Origin of the sequence: Streptomyces sp. NPDC001544 (genome assembly GCF_042894285.1) — a bacterium.
Taxonomy (GTDB): Bacteria; Actinomycetota; Actinomycetes; order Streptomycetales; family Streptomycetaceae; genus Streptomyces.
In genome coordinates, this window is record NZ_JBIAVN010000002.1 from 723,440 (window position 1) to 742,658 (window position 19,219).

The 19,219-nt window shown below is 73.8% G+C and carries 16 protein-coding genes and 2 pseudogenes; 10 read left to right on the forward strand and 8 right to left on the reverse strand.

All coding sequences use genetic code 11. The annotated features are described in order from the left end of the window. The first annotated feature begins 37 nt into the window (after positions 1–37). The 5 genes and pseudogenes from ACFY0F_RS08695 (at position 38) to ACFY0F_RS08715 (ending at position 7,174) form a co-directional block, all read left to right on the forward strand. On the forward strand, positions 38–1,057 hold the full coding sequence (locus ACFY0F_RS08695; RefSeq protein WP_388791333.1) for an asparaginase: 1,020 nt from the start codon (positions 38–40) through the stop codon (positions 1,055–1,057). 805 nt (positions 1,058–1,862) lie between these two features. Further along, positions 1,863–3,275 carry an aspartate ammonia-lyase gene (gene aspA / locus ACFY0F_RS08700; protein ID WP_388790892.1) on the forward strand — a complete coding sequence of 471 codons (1,413 nt, stop codon included), beginning with the start codon at positions 1,863–1,865 and terminating at the stop codon, positions 3,273–3,275. Between the two features lie 48 nt (positions 3,276–3,323). After that, on the forward strand, positions 3,324–4,262 hold the full coding sequence (locus ACFY0F_RS08705) for a glutaminase (protein WP_388790894.1): 939 nt from the start codon (positions 3,324–3,326) through the stop codon (positions 4,260–4,262). Positions 4,263–4,313: 51 nt separating this feature from the next. Further along, positions 4,314–5,792: pseudogene (gene mptB / locus ACFY0F_RS08710) on the forward strand (polyprenol phosphomannose-dependent alpha 1,6 mannosyltransferase MptB); the annotation flags it as partial. Next, positions 5,789–7,174 carry a glycosyltransferase family 87 protein gene (locus tag ACFY0F_RS08715; protein ID WP_388790896.1) on the forward strand — a complete coding sequence of 462 codons (1,386 nt, stop codon included), beginning with the start codon at positions 5,789–5,791 and terminating at the stop codon, positions 7,172–7,174. The pseudogene mptB and the gene ACFY0F_RS08715, both read left to right, overlap by 4 nt. 59 nt (positions 7,175–7,233) lie before the next feature. Here ACFY0F_RS08715 and ACFY0F_RS08720 read toward each other — a convergent pair. Both ACFY0F_RS08720 and rho read right to left on the reverse strand, forming a co-directional pair. Beyond that, a pseudogene (locus tag ACFY0F_RS08720) lies at positions 7,234–8,052 on the reverse strand (D-alanyl-D-alanine carboxypeptidase family protein); the annotation flags it as partial. 86 nt (positions 8,053–8,138) lie between these two features. Further along, positions 8,139–9,287: a transcription termination factor Rho gene (gene rho, locus ACFY0F_RS08725; protein WP_388790898.1), complete on the reverse strand. Its 1,149-nt coding sequence runs from the start codon at positions 9,285–9,287 to the stop codon at positions 8,139–8,141. A 422-nt stretch (positions 9,288–9,709) separates the two neighbouring features. Between rho and ACFY0F_RS08730 the strand changes: the two genes are divergently transcribed. Continuing rightward, the gene (locus tag ACFY0F_RS08730; RefSeq protein ID WP_388790900.1) at positions 9,710–10,618 is read left to right on the forward strand and encodes a hypothetical protein; all 909 of its coding nucleotides are present in this window, start codon (positions 9,710–9,712) and stop codon (positions 10,616–10,618) included. Between the two features lie 12 nt (positions 10,619–10,630). On the opposite strand, the gene ACFY0F_RS08735 is transcribed toward ACFY0F_RS08730, so the two are convergent. After that, positions 10,631–11,038, reverse strand: coding sequence for a nuclear transport factor 2 family protein (locus ACFY0F_RS08735; protein WP_388790902.1), 408 nt, complete (start codon positions 11,036–11,038; stop codon positions 10,631–10,633). A 71-nt stretch (positions 11,039–11,109) separates the two neighbouring features. Here ACFY0F_RS08735 and ACFY0F_RS08740 point away from each other — a divergent pair, with 71 nt between their 5' ends. Together ACFY0F_RS08740 and ACFY0F_RS08745 are read left to right on the forward strand one after the other, a co-directional pair. After that, positions 11,110–11,673, forward strand: coding sequence for a PadR family transcriptional regulator (locus tag ACFY0F_RS08740; RefSeq protein ID WP_388790904.1), 564 nt, complete (start codon positions 11,110–11,112; stop codon positions 11,671–11,673). A gap of 5 nt (positions 11,674–11,678) precedes the next feature. Next, the gene (locus ACFY0F_RS08745; protein WP_388790906.1) at positions 11,679–12,422 is read left to right on the forward strand and encodes a class I SAM-dependent methyltransferase; all 744 of its coding nucleotides are present in this window, start codon (positions 11,679–11,681) and stop codon (positions 12,420–12,422) included. Positions 12,423–12,476: 54 nt separating this feature from the next. Here ACFY0F_RS08745 and ACFY0F_RS08750 read toward each other — a convergent pair whose 3' ends face one another. Both ACFY0F_RS08750 and ACFY0F_RS08755 read right to left on the reverse strand, forming a co-directional pair. After that, on the reverse strand, positions 12,477–13,445 hold the full coding sequence (locus ACFY0F_RS08750; RefSeq protein ID WP_388790908.1) for an acetylxylan esterase: 969 nt from the start codon (positions 13,443–13,445) through the stop codon (positions 12,477–12,479). A gap of 96 nt (positions 13,446–13,541) precedes the next feature. Then, a complete protein-coding gene (locus ACFY0F_RS08755) occupies positions 13,542–14,120 on the reverse strand; it encodes a hypothetical protein (RefSeq protein ID WP_388791335.1) in 579 nt (192 codons plus the stop codon). A gap of 361 nt (positions 14,121–14,481) precedes the next feature. Here ACFY0F_RS08755 and ACFY0F_RS08760 point away from each other — a divergent pair, with 361 nt between their 5' ends. Next, a complete protein-coding gene (locus tag ACFY0F_RS08760; RefSeq protein ID WP_388790910.1) occupies positions 14,482–15,408 on the forward strand; it encodes an NADP-dependent oxidoreductase in 927 nt (308 codons plus the stop codon). After that, complete coding sequence (locus ACFY0F_RS08765; RefSeq protein WP_388790912.1) at positions 15,405–16,130, forward strand: GNAT family N-acetyltransferase; 726 nt, start codon at positions 15,405–15,407, stop codon at positions 16,128–16,130. Before ACFY0F_RS08760 ends, ACFY0F_RS08765 begins: the two co-directional genes overlap by 4 nt. 13 nt (positions 16,131–16,143) lie before the next feature. Here ACFY0F_RS08765 and ACFY0F_RS08770 read toward each other — a convergent pair whose 3' ends face one another. The 3 genes from ACFY0F_RS08770 to ACFY0F_RS08780 form a co-directional block, all read right to left on the reverse strand. Next, positions 16,144–16,545, reverse strand: coding sequence for a MarR family winged helix-turn-helix transcriptional regulator (locus ACFY0F_RS08770; protein WP_388791337.1), 402 nt, complete (start codon positions 16,543–16,545; stop codon positions 16,144–16,146). A gap of 104 nt (positions 16,546–16,649) precedes the next feature. Beyond that, positions 16,650–17,903 carry a VWA-like domain-containing protein gene (locus tag ACFY0F_RS08775; RefSeq protein ID WP_388790914.1) on the reverse strand — a complete coding sequence of 418 codons (1,254 nt, stop codon included), beginning with the start codon at positions 17,901–17,903 and terminating at the stop codon, positions 16,650–16,652. After that, entirely contained in the window at positions 17,900–19,168 is a 1,269-nt protein-coding gene (locus tag ACFY0F_RS08780; RefSeq protein WP_388790916.1) for an AAA family ATPase, read from the reverse strand. Before ACFY0F_RS08780 ends, ACFY0F_RS08775 begins: the two co-directional genes overlap by 4 nt. Positions 19,169–19,219: the final 51 nt, after the last annotated feature.

Here is a 19,219-nt window from a genome sequence, read left to right on the forward strand (position 1 = left end):
CGGTCCACCACACCACCGACCAGTGATGCAGGCAATGATGTACAGCAGCTCACCCCTGGCAGCACCCATCGCCCGCGAGCCGCTCCACGCTCCCGTGGCCCACCTCGTACGGGGCGGGATCGTCGAGGGCGTCCACTACGGCTCCGTCGTCGTCCTCGGCACCGACGGGGAGGTCCGCTTCCAACTCGGTGACGTCGAGGCCGCCTTCTACCCCCGCTCGGCGCTCAAGCCCGTCCAGGCCGTGGCCATGGTGCGGCTCGGGCTGCCACTCGACGGCGCCCTGCTCTCCCTCGCCGCGGCCAGCCACTCGGGGGAGGAGTACCACCTCGCCGGGACCCGGCAGATCCTGGAACTCGCCGGGCTGACCGAGGACGACCTGCGCAACGTCCCCGACCTGCCGTTCGACCCCGTCGTACGCGACGTCTGGGTCCGGGAGGGCCGCCTGCCCTCCCGGCTCGCCCAGAACTGCTCCGGCAAGCACGCGGCGATGCTGTGGACCGCCAAGCTCAACGGCTGGTCCCTGGACGACTACCTGGACCCGGCACACCCCCTCCAGCAGGCGATCGCTGAGACCGTCGAGGACCTGACGGGTCAGCGCATCGCCCGCGTGACCGTCGACGGCTGCGGCGCGCCGCTGTTCTCCGTCTCCCTGAACGGCCTCGCCCGTGCCGCCGCCCGCATCACCACCGCGGCGCCCAGCACGGCCGAGGGCCAGGTCGCCGACGCCATGCGCGAGCACGCCGAGATGGCCTCCGGCTCCGGCCGAGACGTCGCCGCCCTGATGCGCGCCGTGCCCGGACTGCTGGCCAAGGACGGCTTCGAGGGCGTCGAGGTCGCCGCCCTCCCGGACGGCCGGGCCGTCGCCGTCAAGATCGCCGACGGCGCCAACCGTGCCCGCGTCCCGGTCACCGCCGCCGCCCTCATCCGCGCCGGTGTGGACCCCGCCCTGCTCGCCGAGTTCGCGGGTGAGCCGCTGCTCGGCGGCGGGGAGCCCGTGGGCTGCGTACAGCCGGTCCGCGAGCTGGACCCGGTCGCACTGCTGCCCGCCTGCGCGTAGCCGCGACGCTCGGTTTCGGCGGTGACTGCGGTGCGGGTGTCTGCGACGCGGGGGCGGTCGGCGCGATGGGCGGTGTTCATGGCGCCGACCGGGCCCGGTTGCCGTGCGGCGCAGGATGCGCCGGCCGGGTGCCGTCGCGGTGCGGTGCCGGGCGTGTCGGCCGGGTGCCGTCGCCGTGCGGTACCCGGTCTCGGGGGCGGATGTGGCCACCGGTGGCGGTTGCGATGCCGTCGTCGTCGGGCATGTGCGGGCGCTGCCGCACCGGTTCGGCCGGGGACGCCGTCGAGCCGTGTGCACGGCGTGCCGGGCAGGGCGGCCGTCTGCCGTTCCGCGGTGTCACGGCGCGGACCCCGGGCGGGCCGGTGTCCGTACGTGCGGCTTGCGACCGCTCTGCGGTTGGCAGGCACGCGGGTCCGTCGCACAGAGCGGCCGGCTCCCGCCCGGTGCGGTCGCGCCGGGTCGTGCCGATGGCCGTTTCACGGCGTCCTGGCGGCGGCTCCTGCCGGGCCGTGCTGCCGGTCCGGGCCCGGCGCCGAGCCGGTGTCCGTCGCGCGGCCGCCGTCCGAAGGCGTGCCCGTCCGGCACGTCCGGGACACGGCGCCGCGGGGGCCTGTCCGGCCCCCCGGCCCGCATCCCGGTATCCAACGGCGGAGCCACGGAGCCCGTCCGCCGTCCGTCCTCACCGGAGCCGGTCCCCCTCGAAGACCCGCCGCCCGACCCGCCCGTATCCGTCCCTCCCGACCCGCCCGTATCCGTCCCACCCGACCCGCCCTACCTCCTTACCTGAGAAAGAGGCCCGCACCGCATGACTGCCGCCGCCACCCGCATCGAACACGACCTGCTCGGCGACCGTGACGTCCCCGCCGACGCGTACTGGGGTGTCCACACCCTGCGCGCCACGGAGAACTTCCCCATCACCGGCACTCCGATATCCACCTACCCGCACCTGGTCGACGCCCTGGCCGCCGTGAAGGAGGCCGCCGCGCTCGCCAACGAGGAACTGGGGCTGCTGGAGCCGGAGAAGGCCGCCGCCATCGTCGCCGCCTGCCGTGAGATCCGCGACGGCAAGCTGCACGACCAGTTCGTGGTGGACGTCATCCAGGGCGGCGCGGGCACGTCCACCAACATGAACGCCAACGAGGTCGTGGCGAACCGGGCGCTGGAACTGCTGGGACACGCCAAGGGCCAGTACCAGTACCTGCACCCCAACGAGGACGTCAACCGCGGTCAGTCGACCAACGACGTGTACCCGACCGCCGTCAAGATCGCCACGATCTTCGCGGTGCGCGGGCTGCTCAAGGCGATGGCCGTCCTGCAGGACTCCTTCGCGCGCAAGGCGGTGGAGTTCCGGGACGTGCTGAAGATGGGCCGCACCCAGCTTCAGGACGCCGTCCCCATGACGCTCGGGCAGGAGTTCTCGGCGTACGCGGTGATGCTGGACGAGGACCGCAGCAGGCTCGCGGAGGCCGTCGAGCTGATCCATGAGATCAACCTGGGCGCGACCGCGATCGGCACCGGCCTCAACGCCCCCACCGGGTACGCCGAGTCCGCCCGGCGCCACCTCTCCGCGATCACCGGCCTGCACCTGGTCACCGCCGCCAACCTGGTCGAGGCCACCCAGGACTGCGGCGCGTTCGTCCAGATGTCCGGCGTGCTCAAGCGGATCGCGGTCAAACTGAGCAAGAGCTGCAACGACCTGCGGCTGCTGTCCTCCGGGCCGCGCGCGGGCCTCGGCGAGATCAACCTGCCGCCGGTGCAGGCCGGTTCGTCCATCATGCCGGGCAAGGTCAACCCGGTGATCCCCGAGGTCGTCAACCAGGTCGCGTTCGAGGTGATCGGCAACGACGTCGCCATCACCATGGCCGCCGAGGCCGGGCAGCTCCAGCTCAACGCCTTCGAGCCGATCATCCTGCACTCCCTGTCGGAGAGCATCACGCATCTGCAGAGTGCCTGCGTCACCCTCGCCGAACGGTGCGTGAACGGCATCACCGCCAACACCGAGGCCCTGCGCGCCACCGTCGAGAACTCCATCGGCCTGGTCACCGCCCTCAACCCGCACATCGGGTACACGGCCGCCACCGACATCGCCAAGGAGGCCCTCGCCACCGGCCGCGGCGTGGCCGAACTGGTCCTGGAGAAGGGCCTGTTGCCCGCCGATACGCTGGCCGGCCTGCTGCGCCCGGAGGTCCTCGCCGGCAGCGGGGCGCCCCTCGCCTGACCTGCGCCGACGCAGGCACGTTCGCATACCCGGACCGGCCGGAGCACAATGGTGATCATGACAACGACGTCGTCCCCCGCCTTCCTGCCGGTCCTGGAGCGCATCGCCGAGGAGATGGCGCGGACGCCCGGCCGCGGGCGTCCCGCCGACTACATCCCGGCGCTCGCGGCCTGCGACCCCCGCAGCTTCGGCATGGCCGTCGCCGAGCTGGACGGCACGGTCTACGGCGTCGGGGACTGCCGCAGGCCGTTCTCGGCGCAGTCCATCACCAAGGTCTTCACACTCGCCCTCGACCTGGCCCGCGAGGGCGACGAACTCTGGGAGCACGTGGGCCGGGAGCCCTCCGGCAACCCGTTCAACTCCCTGGTGCAGCTGGAGTGCGAGAACGGCATTCCGCGCAATCCCTTCATCAACGCGGGCGCGCTGGTCGTCACCGACCGACTGCAGACCCGTACCGGCGACGCGGCCGGAGAGCTGCTGGCCTTCCTGCGCGCCGAGAGCGGCAACGCGGCCCTGGACTTCGACAAGGAGGTCGCCGCCTCCGAGGCCGCGCACGGCGACCGCAACGCCGCCCTCGCCCATTTCATGGCGTCCTACCGCAACATCGACAACCCGGTCCCGGTCCTGCTCGACCAGTACTTCCGGCAGTGCTCCGTCGCCGCCTCCTGCGCCGACCTGGCGCTCGCGACCACCTTCCTGGCCCGGCACGGCATCCGCGCCGACGGCACCCGCCTGCTCACCCGCAGCCAGGCCAAGCAGGTCAACGCGGTGATGCTGACCTGCGGGACGTACGACGCGGCCGGGGACTTCGCCTACCGTGTCGGCCTGCCCGGCAAGAGCGGGGTCGGCGGCGGGATCATCGCGGTGGTGCCGGGCCGCTGCACCCTGTGCGTGTGGAGCCCGGGGCTCGACGAGCGCGGCAACTCGGTGGCGGGTGTGGCGGCCCTCGACAGGTTCACGACCCTCACCGGACTCTCGGTGTTCTGATCCCGTACAGGGCCCGAGGCGCCATCACACCCCGGTCACGAGCAGGCCGCCCGCCGGAAGGAGAAACGTCGTTTTCCGGCCATCCGGCGTTGCGATTCTGCCGCGGTGTTGGCCATGGCATCTCCCGTCGATCTCCGCCGCTGCCGGACACTGGGCCTGGCAGGTACCGCCTGTCTGGCGCTGGGCGGTGAGACGGCCGGCGCCCTGCCCGTCCGGGACGTCCTCGCCCCGGCCTCCGCCCGCGCCGCCCTCGGCCTGGTCGGCGTGTACTTCGGGGTCGTCCTGCTGATCGCGGCCTGGCTGCTGCTGGGCCGCCTGGTGCGCGCTGACCGTCCGCCCACCCCGCGCGCCCTGCTGCTGGTCCTCGCCGTGTGGGCGGCCCCGCTGCTGCTGGCGCCGCCGCTGTTCAGCCGGGACGTGTACAGCTATCTCGCGCAGGGCGCCATGGTCGACGCCCACATCGACGTGTACGCGCACGGCCCGGACCGCCTGGGCGGTCCGCTCGCCGACGAGGTCGCCCCGGTGTGGCGGAACACGGCGGCTCCCTACGGTCCGGCCTTCATGGCGGTGGCCTCCGCGTTGACCGGGCTGACCCGGGGCGAGCTGCCCGCCGGGCTGATCGGGATGCGGCTCCTGGCGCTGACCGGGGTGGCGCTGATGGCTGCCGCGCTGCCCCGCCTCGCCCGGCACAGCGGCGCCGACCCGGCCGCCGCCCTGTGGCTGGGCGCCCTGAACCCGCTGGTCCTGCTGCACCTGGTGGCCGGGGCCCACAACGACGCCATCATGCTCGGCCTGCTCGGGCTGGGCCTGGTGGCGGCGCTGCGCCGCCCTCCAGGGCGATGGCCCGTCCTGGGCGCCGTCCTCGTCACCCTCGCCGCCCTGGTCAAGGCGCCCGCCGCGCTCGGCCTGCCGGCGGTCGTCGTCGTACTGGTGCGCGGCGGGTGCAGGCCCCTGCGAGCCGTCCTGACGACTTCGCTCGCGGCCGGTGCGACCACCGCCGTCGCGACCGCCGTCGCCGGCACCGGTTACGGCTGGATCGCCGCCCTGGACACGCCCGTCTCCCCACAGAACTGGGCGCTGACCAGTCTGCTCGGCCGTGCCAGCGGCGCACTGCTCGCGCGCCTCGGCAGCGGCCTGGCCCCGCTCGCCGTCCCGGCGTGGCACGTGCTCGGTCTCGCTGTCACCGCCGCCGCCGTCCTGCTCATCTGGCTGCGGCTGCGGCCCACCCCGGTGTACGCGCTGGGTCTGAGCCTTGCGGTGGTGGCCGCCTTCGGCCCGGCGATCCGCCCCTGGTACGCCCTGTGGGGCCTGTTCCTGATCGCGGCGGCAGCGCCCAGCACCTCGGTACGGCGGCGGGTGGCGGCCGTCACGGGCGTGCTCGCGCTGGCGGTCCTGCCGAGCGGCGGCCCGGCGGACACCGGGCAACTGGTGCTGGCGGTCTCCGGCGGCGTTCTCGCGGTGGTCGTCCTGGCGCAGGCCCACCAGGCCCATCAAGCCGCCCGGACGCCGGTCCTGGGGCGTGCGGCGTGAGGGGGCCGGAGACCGACCGGGGGCGGTTGCTGCTCGTCCTGGCCCTCGCCGTCGCGGTCACCGTCTTCACCGCGACCGTGCCGCTGCTGCGCGGCTGGTTCGACCTGCGCGTCTACTACGGCACCGTGGACGGCTGGATCCACCACGGCGGCCGGATCTACGACTACCGCATGCCGGGCACGCCGTACGGGTTCACCTACCCCCCGTTCGCCGCCCTGGCCATGCTGCCGATGGCGCTGATGGGTCTGCCCGCCGCGGTCGCCACGTCCGTGCTGCTGAACCTGGCCGCGCTGGCGGTCGTGCTGCGCATCCTGGCCGGGCCCGGCTGGCGACGGCACGGCTGGTACCGCTGGTCCCTGGCCGTCTGTCTGCTGGCCCTGTTCGAACCGCTGCGCGACACCTTCGGCTTCGGCCAGGTCAACCTCCTGCTGCTGGCCCTCGTGCTCGGCGACGGATGGCTGCTGGCGAACGGGCGGGGCCGCTGGGCGGGCGCCGGTATCGGACTGGCCGCCGCGATCAAACTCACCCCCGCACTCTTCATCGGCCTGCTGCTGCTCGCCCGCCGCTGGCGGGCCGCCGCGCTGGCGACGGTGGTCGCCGCCGGGGCGAGCGCGCTCGCGACCTGGGCGGATCCGGGCGCTTCCCGCTTCTACTGGACCGAGGCGCTCTGGGACACCGGCAGGGTGGGCCGGCTGGACTACGTCTCGAACCAGTCCCTCCAGGGCGTACTGGCCCGGCTCGGTGAGCCGGGCCGCCCGGTGTGGGCGACGGCCGTACTGCTCGTGCTGTGCGTGTGGGCCTGGCGCTCACGCCGGGCGGTCGCGGCCGGTGACTGGCCGGCCGCCTTCGCCCTCACCGGCCTCACGGCCTGCCTGGTCAGCCCGATCACCTGGGTCCACCACCTGGTGTGGCTGCTGCCGTCCTTCGCCGTACTGGTCCGCGCCGGGCACCGCCGCTCGGCAGGCGCCCTGTACGCCGTGATGTGCACCAGCGTGGTGTGGCTCTGGTACGACGACGCCTCGGGCCTCGACGGATTCCTGGGCAGCAACACCTACACGTGGATCACGCTCGGTCTGCTGCTCGGCCTGCCGGCCGGTCAGCCGCTCGCCTTCCGCCTGCCCCTGGCGCGCAGCGCGAACGCCACGGCCGTCGTGCCGAGGCCGGCGGCGCCCGCGATGACACCGGCGCCCGGCCAGTCGGACCCGGAGTCCGCGGGGGACGGTGCCGGCGCCGCCAGGGGCGGCACGGACGAGGCCGGGTGGGGCCGGCGCGGGGCCAGGGCGTCCAGCGAGCCCACCGGATCGACCCGGCCGGAGGCGGCGAAGCCCCAGTCCAGCAGGGCCCGCGCCTCCTCGTACACGGCGAAGCCGCCGCCCTCCTGAGGGTTCATCACCGTCACCACGAGCGTGCGTCCACCCCGGCGCGCCGCGGCGACGAGCGTGTTGCCCGCATTGCTGGTGTAGCCGTTCTTGATGCCGATCAGGCCGGGGTACGGCGCCACGCCGTCCTCGCCGGTCAGCAGCCGGTTGGTGTTCTCGATGCCGTACGACCCGCCGTCGTCACCGGGGAACTGCGCCTCGGCGGTGGAGCAGTACCGGGCGAAGTCGCGGTTGCGCAGTCCGGCGCGGCCGAACACCGCGAGGTCGAACGCCGACGACACCTGGCCGGGCATGTCGTAGCCGTCCGGCGAGACCACCTTGGTGTCCAGCGCGCCGAGCGCACGGGCCCTGGACTGCATGCGCGCCGCCGTGGCCTCCCAGCCGCCGCCGAGTGAGGCCAGGACGTGCACGGCGTCGTTGCCGGAGCTGAGGAAGACCCCCCGCCACAGGTCGGCCACCCGGTAGGTGTGGCCCTCGACGACCCCGACGAGGCTGCTGCCCTCGCCGACGTCCGCCAGTTCCCTGGCGTCGACGGTGTGCCGGGTACCGCCGGGCAGGGACGGCAGCACGGTCAGGGCGAACAGTGTCTTCAGCGTGCTGGCGGGCGGCAGCGGGCGGTGCGCGTCGGACGCGGCCAGCACCTCGCCGCTGCCGGCGTCCGCCACCAGCCACGACAGCGCGGAGACGTACGGCACCCCGGGCGCCCCGGGGTGCGGCCGGACCTGGATGCCGGAGCGGTACAGGAGCGACGGCTGCGGGACCGCCGCCCTCGGCCGGCCGGGCGGGGCGGGGTCCGCCGCCGCCGGCATCAGCGCGAGCACGCCCGCCGCGCACAGGGCGCAGATCGAGGCGGCCACCCGGGAAGAGAGTCCGATCATCATATGAATCAACGTAGGAACGGACGCGCCGTGCACCACGTTGCCCGGGCCGGAGGGCGCCGGGGAGCAACCCGGATGCCGCACGCGGGTCAGTCGGCCGGCAGCGTCGGCAGGACCCGCCGCAGGAACGTCGCGTTGTCGGGGGTCTCACGCAGCCTTCGCAACAGGGTCTCCAGGTTCGCCGGACCGCCGTCCCGCGACCGCAGTGCGCGGCGCAGCCCCCCTACGACGGTCGATTCGGCCGGGGACAGCAGGAGTTCCTCGCGGCGGGTGCCGGACCGGTCCAGGTCGACGGCAGGGAACAGGCGGCGGGAGGCCGGTTCCCGGTCCAGACGGAGCTCCAGGTTGCCGGTGCTCTTCAGCTCCTCGAAGAACAGGTCGTCGGCACGGGAGCCGGTGTCCACCAGCGCGGTGGCGAGGATGGTGAGCGAGCCGCCCTCCTCGGCGTGCCGCGCCGCGCCGAAGAACCGCTTGGGGCCGAGCAGCGCGCCCGCGTCGACACCGCCGCTGAGGGTGCGGCCGCCGGCCGAGGCCGCGTTGTTGTGGGCCCTGCACAGCCGGGTCAGGGAGTCGAGCAGGATGACGACGTCCTCGCCGTCCTCGACGAGCCGCTTGGCACGCTCGATCACGAGTTCCGCCAGTGCGATGTGCTCCCCGGCCGGCCGGTCGAACGTCGAGGCGTACACCTCGCCGCGCACGGAGCGCCGCATGTCGGTGACCTCCTCGGGGCGCTCGTCGAGCAGCACCACCATCAGCCGGCACTCGGGGTGGTTGCCCGCGACGGCGGCGGCGATCTGCTGGAGCAGCACGGTCTTGCCGGTCTTCGGCGGGGCCACGATCAGCCCGCGCTGGCCCTTGCCGACGGGTGTGAACAGGTCGGCGAGGCGTCCGGCGAGGCCGGACGCCGGGTGCTCCAGCCGGATGCGCTCGCGCGGGTGCAGCGGAGTCAGGTCACGGAAGTGGCGGCGTCCGCGCAGCGCCCCCGGTGTGCGTCCGCCCACGCGGGCCACGTCGGTCAGTGCGCGCCGCTCTCCGCGGACGCCTTCGACGAGGTCGCCCCGGCGCAGGCCGTGGCGCCGGATCAGGGCGGGGGAGACCTGGAGGTCGGCGGGCGAGGGCAGGCAGCTCTCGGCGCGCAGGTGCCCCTTCCCGTGCGTGTCGATGTCGAGGACACCGGTGACGAGCTGGTCGGCCGGGGGCTGCTGTCGTGCGGCAGGGTGTTCGATCGTGGTGGTCATGGGGTCCTTCCGGACGGTGGGAAAAAAGGCATGGGAGGGGATCGGACCGCGCGGGAGGGGCGCAGGAACACGCCTCGGCGGTGGGAGCAGCACCTCGGGTGACGGGGGCACGACGCGCAAGCCGCGCGGAAGCCCTGTTCACGAGGTGGTGCGGAGAAGCCGGTGTGCCGGTCGGAAAGCGACGGGCGAAGCGGCTGAACGAAATGGAACCGGCACCGGCGCCGGACAAAGGCCGCGCCTCGATGCTGCTCGCACTGTACCAGTGGTCCCGCGTCCGTCAACATGGCGTCGACCGGATTCATTCCCGTGGCGCCCGCTCACGGCGTTCGGGACGCCGTCACCGGTTCCCACCACAAGTCCCCAGACCATAACGATCCCGGACGGGGCGGGACTTGACCGCCCACATGCTCTATCTTCACGTCATGTCCACGCCGCCGCAGCACCCCGACCAGCCGTCGGACGCACCCGGTCAGCCCACCGCGTATCCCTATCCGGCGCCGCAGTCGCCGCCGCCCGTCGGGCCGGCCGGATTCCCGCCCCCGGCGTCCCCGACGCTCCCGGCCCAGAACTTCTACGCCCAGCCGACCATGGTCGGCCAGCCGGCCCAGCCGCAACCGGGCGGTCCGCCGCAACCGCAACCCGGCAATCCGTATGTGCAGCAGGGCCCTTACGGGTCCGTGCCGGCCCCACCGTCCGGCGGCGGCAACGGTGGCGTCGGAAAGGCTGTTCTCTGGGCCGCGGTGGGCGCCGTGGTGGCGTCCGCGGCCTGGGGGGTCGGGGTCTTCGTGGTCGGCGCCAAGGACAGCGCGGACCTGCGCGGTTACTCCGCGCCCTCGAACCTCTGCTCGGGCGGTGACTACTCCTCCTTCAAGGACGAGTACCCGGAGAACGACACCGCCCCGGCCCACAACTCCCTGAAGGCCGCCGCCCTCGACGAGGGCTACTGCAGTCTCAGCCTGAAGAAGACCGGTTCGAGCTACGCGGACGCCTACCTGACCACCCAGGTGGACCTGCACAAGAAGACCGACCCCGGGCCCGAGTTCACTGCCACCTGGAAGAACTACGACGCCAGCCACTCGGGTTACGACGTGGAGACCGTGAGCGGCATCGGTGACGAGGCCTACCTCGTCACCGAGGACACCACCAGCGGCTCCTCCAGCGGCTCCCGGTACGCCACGCTGGCCGTACGGGACGGCTGGATGACGTACACCATGAGCTACAGCGCCTATCTGTCCTCGTACGACAAGGACAAGGACCCGCCGCAGCTCGCCGAGGTGACCGACTGGCTGAAGACGGACACGAAGGCGACCTTGGAGAACCTCAAGGACTGACCCCGACCGGCGTCAGGAGGCGAAGGCCGACCGCGCCTCCGCCTCCTTCGCGATCTCCTCGAATCGCGCGCCCATGGCCGCCGCCAGGGCCTGGGCGCCCGACAACGGCCTTACCATGACCGTCAGTTCGTCGATCAGGCCGTCCTCGTTCAGATGGATGAAGTCGCAGCCGGTCAGTTCGCGGTCGCCCACCCGGGCGGCGAAGACCAGTGCGTGGTCGCGCCCGTCGCCGCCGGTGAGCTCCCGCTCGTACCGGAAGTCCTCGAAGACCCGTGCGACCCCGCGCAGGATCGCCGCCGTGATCGCCTTGCCCGGGTACGGCTTGAACACGACCGGGCTGGTGAAGACGACGTCCTCGGCCAGGAGCGCCTCCACGGCGTCCATGTCGCCCGCCTCGACCGCCTCGCGGAACGCACGCATCGGATCACCCTCATAATCAATTAGTTGAATAGGTGCCAACGAGAATAATCACCTGCTGTTACCGTGTCCACATGTCGCTGAAGTACGCCGTCCTGGCCGCGCTGCTGGAGGGTGAGGCCTCGGGCTACGAACTGTCCAAGGTCTTCGACGTCTCCCTGGCCAACTTCTGGCCGGCGACCCCGCAGCAGCTCTACCGCGAACTGGAGCGGCTCGCGGCGGACGGTCTGGTCGAGGCCCGGGTGGTGCAGCAGGAGCGGCGGCCCAACAAGCGGATGTTCACCCTCACGGAGGCGGGGCGCGCGGACCTTCGTTCCTTCGCCGCCGAGCCGCCCCGCAGGCCCACCGCCCTCCGCGACGAACTCCTCATCAAGGTCCAGGCGATGGACGGCGTGGATCCGGCCGTCACCCGCGACCTGGTCGAGGAGCGCATGTCCTGGGCGCGCGGCAAGCTCGACCGCTATCTGCGTACACGCGAACGGCTCCTCGACGGCCGTACCGAGGACCAGTACCTGAGCGAGAACGACCGCATCGGCCCGTATCTGACCCTGATGGCCGGCATCGCCTTCGAGGAGGAGAACGTCCGCTGGTGCGAGCGGGTACTGGCGATTCTGAAGCAGCGCGTGGCTCTGGGCTGACCCGGATGTTCAGCCCCGAAGGCCCCACCCTGCGTGAACTCGCCGTCCAGGCGCTCTCGTCGGTCGAGCACGGCTACGACCTGCTCGCCCCGAAGTTCGACCACACCCCCTTCCGCACTCCCGGCCCGGTGCTCGACGCGGTGGCCGCGGTGCTGCGGCGGACGGCCCCCTACGAGGACGGGCTGGATCTGTGCTGCGGCACGGGCGCCGGCCTCGACGTCCTCGCCGAGGTGTGCCGGGGCGGTGTCACCGGCGTCGACCTCAGCGCGGGCATGCTCGCCGAGGCCAGGGCGCGGGCCGGCGCACCCGTCCGGCTGGTCCGCGCCGACGCCCGTGCCCTGCCCTTCGGTCCCGCCTTCGACCTGGTCGTCAGCTTCGGGGCGCTCGGCCACTTCCTGCCCCGCGAGCTGCCCGGTCTGTTCGCCCAGGTGCACGCGGTGCTGCGCCCGGGCGGCCGGTTCGCGTTCCCCGTCATGGCCCCGCCCCGGCCGTCGTCCCTCGGCTACTGGATGCTGCTCGGCTTCGACACGGGTATGCGGGTGCGCAACGCCGTGTGGCGTCCGCCGTTCGTCATGTACTACCGCGCCGTCCGGTTCGGGGACCTGCTGAGGGAACTGGAGCGCGCCGGGTTCGTGGCGGACCTGCACGCCCTGCCCGGGTTCGGGCGGCGCCCGGACGGCAGCCCCCGCGCCCGGCTCGTGGTGGCGCGCAGCGGCCCTCACCCCGCCGCCGGCACCGTGCACCCGTAGCAGGAGCCCGGGCCGCGACACCGCGGCCCGGGGCAAGCGAGGGGACGCGGCGGCTCAGGCGTAGGAGCGCAGCCACCGCAGCTTGGCCGCCTGCTGGTACGGGCCGCCGCCCTCGTGGTCGTTGAAGTCGTAGACCTCCATCTTCTTGTCGTCGCCCGCCCAGGCGTTGAACGCCGCGAAGACCGTCGACGGCGGGCAGGTCTGGTCCTCCAGCGCCGTCGAGAACAGGGCGGGCGCCCGGCCGCGGGCCGCGAAGTGCACACCGTCGAAGTAGGACAGCGTGCGCAGGACGTCCTCGGTGCGGCCCCGGTGCGTCTGGAGGTAGAGGCCGATCTCCCGGTACGGGTGGCGGTCGGTCAGGGTCACCGCCCGCGGGAAGTTGCACAGGAACGGCACGTCCGGGGCGACCGCCACCAGGTCCGGGACCAGCCCGCCCACCGCGAGGGTGATGCCGCCTCCCTGGCTGCCGCCGGTCGCCACGGTCCGCGCCGCGTCGGCCAGCGGGTGCGAGCGGGCCGCCTCGACCGCGCGTACCGCGTCCGTGAACACCCGCCGGTAGTAGTAGTTCTCCGGGGCGTCGACGCCGCGCGTCATGAAGCCCGGGTACGCGGGCGAGCCGCCCACCGGGTCGGCGGTGCCGCCCCCGCCGCCCCAGGCGCTGCCCTGGCCGCGGGTGTCCATCACGAAGTGCGCCCGGCCGGTCGACGCCCACAGCAGGTGCTCGTGGGGCAGACCGCGCCCGCCGCCGTAGCCCACGAACTCCACCACCAGCGGCAGCGGCTCCTGCGCACCGGCGGGCAGGGTCAGCCAGCCCTTCACCGGGTGGCCACCGAATCCGGCGAACGTCACGTCGTACACCGAAACCGTCGACAGCCCGGTGTCGACCGGTTCGAAGCGCGCGTCCAGGTCGTGCTCGCGAGCCTCCTGGAGTGTCTTGGACCAGAAGGCGTCGAAGTCCTCGGGCTCGGCGGACTCACTGCGGTAGGTGCGGAGTTCGTCGAGGGGCAGGTCGAACAGGGCCATCAACAATCGCCTTTGAGTGAGAGCGTGCGGATGATCACACCGTACGTGGGTGGTCGGAGGACCCGCCAGGCCCACGCGGCGGTCTCCCGGCCCGGTTCAGGCCCTGCGCCGGGTCCAGTCCGGCCCCGTGCGGGCCCACTCCCGCTCCCACTCGTCCATGCGGTGCCGCAGCGACACACGGTGGGCGATGCCGTGGCCGAGGAGGACCACGGCCGCCGCGCCGCCCGCCACGCACAGGCCGATGCCGACGGTGTGCTGCCAGACCGCGACGTCGTTCGGCGGCGGTGCGACGCTGCGGCCCCGGGAGTCGAACCACACGTCCACCACGTCCCCCTGCCGCGCCCCCGCCGGAACCCGCGCCGACACCGTACGGGTCCCACCGCCGGGCTCCGTCCAGCGCACGGTGGTCAGGTAGGCGTGCCGGTCGCCCACCGAAGGCAGCTGCTCGGGCGCCGCGCCGACCACCTCGGCTCGGACGCGGTGGCGTTCGGCGCGCTGTGCCGCGGCCACCGTCCGCGCCTGGTCATGGGCCCACAGACCCGCCAGCGCCCCGGCCAGCGGCGCGCCCACCAGCAGCAGGACGGCGACGGCCAGTGCCGTCCACGCCTCCACGACGTCCGACCGGCGTCGTAGCGGATTGCGCCGCCAGCGCCATCCGCGCACCCGGGTCCGCATCTCGACCTCCTCGCCGTCACCCGAGCAGAAGGGCGGGCCGGTCTTCGCCGCAGCCGGCTCGTTCCTCCCCGCGCACGTCGCACGCGTGCGAGCGTCCACACCGCTCTCGTACCCCGTACGGCCCAACTCGCTCACCTTGCGGACCACCACTTGAGCCCGGCACACCGAAGCGAGCCTGGCAAAGACCCCTACAGCGGCGCTGGACGCCCACGGGACTCGTCCCGCCGATCATTGCGGCCGTATGAACTTCGCTGAACTCCGCACGGGCCCGGGAATAGCCCTCGCGCGCCACTCCTTGCCGCTGAGTGCCGACGCCGGTGTCCCGGCGCAGGCAGCGCGAAGGAGAGCGAGGAAGCAGAAGATGCCCAAGGCGTACGTCTTCACACGGTACGGCGGACCGGAGACCGAGGCACTCGTGGACGTCGACCGGCCGAGCCCCGGCCCCGGTCAGCTCCTGGTCGCCGTCCGCGCGGCGGGCGTGAACCCGGTCGACTGGAAACTGCGCACCGGCTACCGCCGCCCCGGCGAGAGCGGCGACCGGGTGTTCCCGGCCGTGTTCGGCAACGAGGTCTCCGGCATCGTCGAGGCGACCGGGGAGGGAGTGAGCGGTTTCGCCGCCGGGGACGAGGTCTTCGGCAACACCGTGGCCGGCGGATACGCCGAGTACGCGCTGCTGCCGGTCGAGGTGACCGCGCACAAGCCGGCCGGGCTCTCCTTCGCCGACGCCGCCGCCCTGCCGGTCGCCGCCGCCACCGCCTACGACGGTGTGCGCCAGCTCGGTCTGCCCGCGGGCGCCACGCTGCTGATCACGGGCGCCGGCGGCGGGGTCGGGGCCGCCGCCGTGCAGATCGCCCGTGCCTTCGGGGTGCGGGTCGTGGGCGTCGCGAGCGAGGGCAAGAAGGAGTTCGTGCAGTCGCTGGGCGCCGTGCACGTGCCTTCCGGGCCGGGTTTGGCCGACCGGGTGCGGGCCGCCGCGCCCGACGGGGTCGACGGCGTGTACGACCTGGTCGGCGCCGAGGTGCTGACCGAGGCCGCCGGGCTGCTCACCGACCGGACGAAGCTGATCACCGCCGGCGCCCCGGAACAGACCGTCGCCGACCTCGGTGGCGCCCGGGTGGCCCGCGCCCGCACCTCGGCCGTCCTGGACGCGGTGGCCGAACTCGTGGTCAAGGGCGATCTGGACCCGCACGTCACCGGCACCTTCCCGCTGGAACGGGCCGGGCAGGCCCTGCGCGCCGTCGAGGACGGGCACGCGCGCGGCAAGACCGTGATCGAGGTCGCCCGATGAGCACCGTGGGCGAGCACGTCCTCGACAACCCCGCCCTCGCCTCACTGACCGGCCCGCACGCCCACTTCGCCGAGCGGCGCGGCCGGGTCCTGCGCTACCCGGTCGACGTGTCCCCGTGGCTGGCCCTGCCCGACGAGCCCGACGCCGACGACTGGGCCGACCTCGCGGCGCTGGCCGGACCGGGTGCCGAGGTGCCGCTGCCCGGCTTCCGGGGGCAGGTTCCGGACGGCTGGGAGATCACGTTCCGGATCGAGGGCGTCCAGCTGGTCGACGACGGCCTGGCCGCCGCACCGGACGCGGAGGCGGTACGCCTCGGCCCCGCCGACGTACCCGAGATGCTCGGCCTGGTCGAACGCACCAGGCCCGGACCGTTTCTGCCCCGCACCGTCGAGCTGGGCACCTACCTGGGCATCCGGCGCGAGGGCACGCTGGTCGCCATGGCGGGGGAGCGGCTGCACCCGCCGGGCTGGACCGAGATCAGCGCGGTCTGCACCGACCCTGCCTTCCGCGGCGAGGGCCTGGCGACCCGGCTGATCCTCGCGGTCGCGCACGGCATCCGGGAACGCGGCGAGACCCCGTTCCTGCACACCAGCGCCGAGAACACCGGTGCCATACGGCTCTACGAGTCGCTCGGCTTCCGGCTCCGGCGCCGCACCGCCTTCCTCGCGGCCCGGGCACCCGCCCCGCTCGCCGACGGCCGGGAGGCAGTGCCGGTGGCGTGACCCGGAGATCCGCTCACCCGGCGCCGCCGGTCTCCGGGGACCGCGCGTTGTACCGCTCCAGGTACGCGGCGAAGCGCCTCAGGTCCTCCTCGGGCCAGCCCGCCAGCCGTTCCCGGAAGACCGCCCGGCGACGCCGGGTGACCTGGGCGAGGATCTCCTGCCCCGCCCCGGTCAGGTGCAGCAGGCTGACCCGGTGGTCCTCCGGGTCGGCGCGTCGCTCGATGAGACGGGCCCGTTCCAGCGCGGCCACCTGACGGCTGACCGTGGACTTGTCCAGGGCGTAGTGCGCGGCCAGGTCGGTGGCCCGGCAGCCGCCGACCTCCTCCAGGTGCCCGAGCAGCGTGTACGACACCAGTGACAGCTCCGGATGCATGCGCCCCGCCGAGGCCCGGGCCCGGCGGGCGAAGATGGTCATCTCGCGCTGGATCGTCTCGACGGCCGTCTCGGCTGCTGTCACGGGTGTACCTCCTCCGCCACTCTGGTTGCATACTACAACTAGTGGTGGAGGCGGTTCCCGGTTCAGGGCGCGGCGGATCCGATGGCCACCACGCGAGCCCACTCCGGTGGAGTCGGCGGGACGTAGTCGGGATCGTCCTCGGCCCACGACCCTCCCGCCCCCTGGCGCGGGAACAGCCCCACCACCGTCCGGCAGGACGGCCGGGTGTCCGGCCAGGGCGTGTGGCCGTCCGTCAGGACCACGACCACGTCGGGCCGGGGCCGCGCCCGCAGCGCCCGGGCGAACCCCGCGCGGAGATTCGTCCCGCCGCCGCCCACCAGCGGTATGGACTCGGCCCGGCACAGCGGGACCACCGCCTGGGCCGCCGCGTCGCACGACAGCACGGTGACCAGGTCGCGTCGGCCGCCCACCGCACGCGCGATCGCGGCGACCTCCAGCAGCGCGCTGCCCAGTTCGGCGTCGCTGACCGACCCGGAGGTGTCGACGATCACCGACACCCGGGGCGGCCTGCGCCTGAGGCTGGGCAGGACGGCGCCGGGCACCCCGGCCGAGCGCCGCGACGGGCGGCCGTAGCTGTAGTCCTCGCCGACGCCCGGAGCGGAGGCGGCCGAGCGGACCGCCGCGCCCAGCAACTCCCGCCAGGGCTGCGGCGGATGGAACACCTCCTCCGCCCATCGCCGCCACCCCTTCGAGGCGTTTCCCGGCCGGCCGCTGATGCCCCGCGCGACCCGGAACCGGACCGCGTCCCGCTGCTGCTCACTGAGGCCGTGGGCGCCGTCGGGCCCCAGGTCCCACTCCCGGTCCAGCCCGTCGGCGCCGCTGCCGCAGTCCAGCCAGGCCAGCTCTCCGAGGAGCGGCCCCAACTGGAACTGCCGCAGGTAGTCCTCCATCAGCTCGTCCGGAGGCAGCCGCAACCGCTGGGGATCGACGGCGCCCTCGGGGCGGACCAGCCCGTCGCCGTACACGTCGTCGTTGATCTCGCAGTCCGCGGCGATGTTCATCCGCAGCCGTTCCGCGCGGCCGGTCAGCCCGCGCTCCCGGGCGACCCGGTCGCTGCGCCCGTGGTGGTCCCGCAGCAGGTGCGACACCTCGTGCACCCACACCCCGGCCAGTTCCTCCACCGGCATACGGTCCACGAACGCCGGTGAGACGTAGCACCGCCAGTGCCGGTCGACCGCCATCGTCGGCACCTGCCGGGACTCCACCACGTGCAGCGCGAACAGCGCCGTGGCCAGGTACGGCCGTACCCGGGCCGCGTGCAGCCGGGCGGCGAAGAGCTTGTCGCGGTCCAGCGCCGCCGGCGCGTCCGCCGTCACCGGCCCGCCTTGCCGGCCGCCTCGGCCCGGGCCGCTGCGGCGTCGGCCCGCCGGGACAGGGACACCGCCCCGGCCAGCCGCTCGATCGACGCCGGAACGTCCCAGTCCGCCCGGCGCAGCGCGGCCAGCGTGGTCGCGGGGACGACCACCACGTCAGGGGCCCCGGTCTCCAGCGCGCGGACCAGCAGCGCCCAGGCGGCGTCCCAGCGTGCCCGCTCCGGCCGCCCCCGGACCGCGGCCACCACCCCGTCCAGCACCGCCTGCCGCAGGTCCCCGCGCTCGGGCAGGACGGCAGCCGCCGGGTCGGCCAGGAGCGCCTCGGGGTCGGGGAGGTCCATCCGGTCCACGCTCGCCAGCAGCTCGAACGCCGGACCGTCCCCCACGGTGCCTCGCACCAGCAGGGACAGCACCTCCCGCGAGGAGCCCGCGGCGGTCGCGAAGGCGACCAGCCGAAGGGCCGCCTCCCAGCTGCGGGGAGAGGGCCAGGCGCCGCCCCGGCGTGTCTCGCTCGTGGGCAGCCGGTGCACGAGCCCCGGGCGGGCGGAGAGGAACCCGCACACCGCGCGTCGGGCGAAGGACACGGCCTCCGGCAGCCGCTCCGGGTCGAGCCGGGGCAGGGTCGCCCGGGGCCAGGTGCCGCCGAGCCCGCGCACCACGACGTCGTGTTCATGGGTCCACTGCAGATGCACGAACCGGTTGGCCAGCGGAGGGCTCAGTTCCCAGCCGTCGGCCGCCGACGAGCGCGGATTGGCGGCGGCCACGATCCGCACACCCGGCGGCAGCCGCAGCGCGCCGATCCGCCGTTCCAGTACGAGTCGGAGGAGAGCGGCCTGCACGGCCGGGGGCGCGGTGGACAGCTCGTCCAGGAACAGCAGACCCCGCCCGGCCCGGACCAGACGCACCGCCCAGTCGGGCGGGGCCATCGGGACGCCCTGTTCCGCCGGATCGTCGCCCACCACGGGCAGCCCCGAGAAGTCGGACGGCTCGTGGACGCTGGCGATCACGGTGGTCAGCGGCAGCTCCAGGGCCGCGGCCAGCTGGGTCAGGGCCGCGGTCTTGCCGATCCCCGGCTCACCCCACAGGAGCACCGGCAGGTCGGCGTAGACGGCGAGCGTCAGGGCCTCCAGCTGGGTGTCGGCGCGCGGCTCGGTGGTCGTGTCGCCCAGCAGGGCCAGCAGCTCGCCGGCGACGTCCAGCCGGGAGACGGGGGCGGAAGGGGTGCGGGGTGTCGAGGCAGGGGTTACGGCGGTTACGTGTGCGGGCATGAGTGATCACCTTTGGGTGTGTGAAGGCGTGACGGGGGAGCCCGGGGGCCC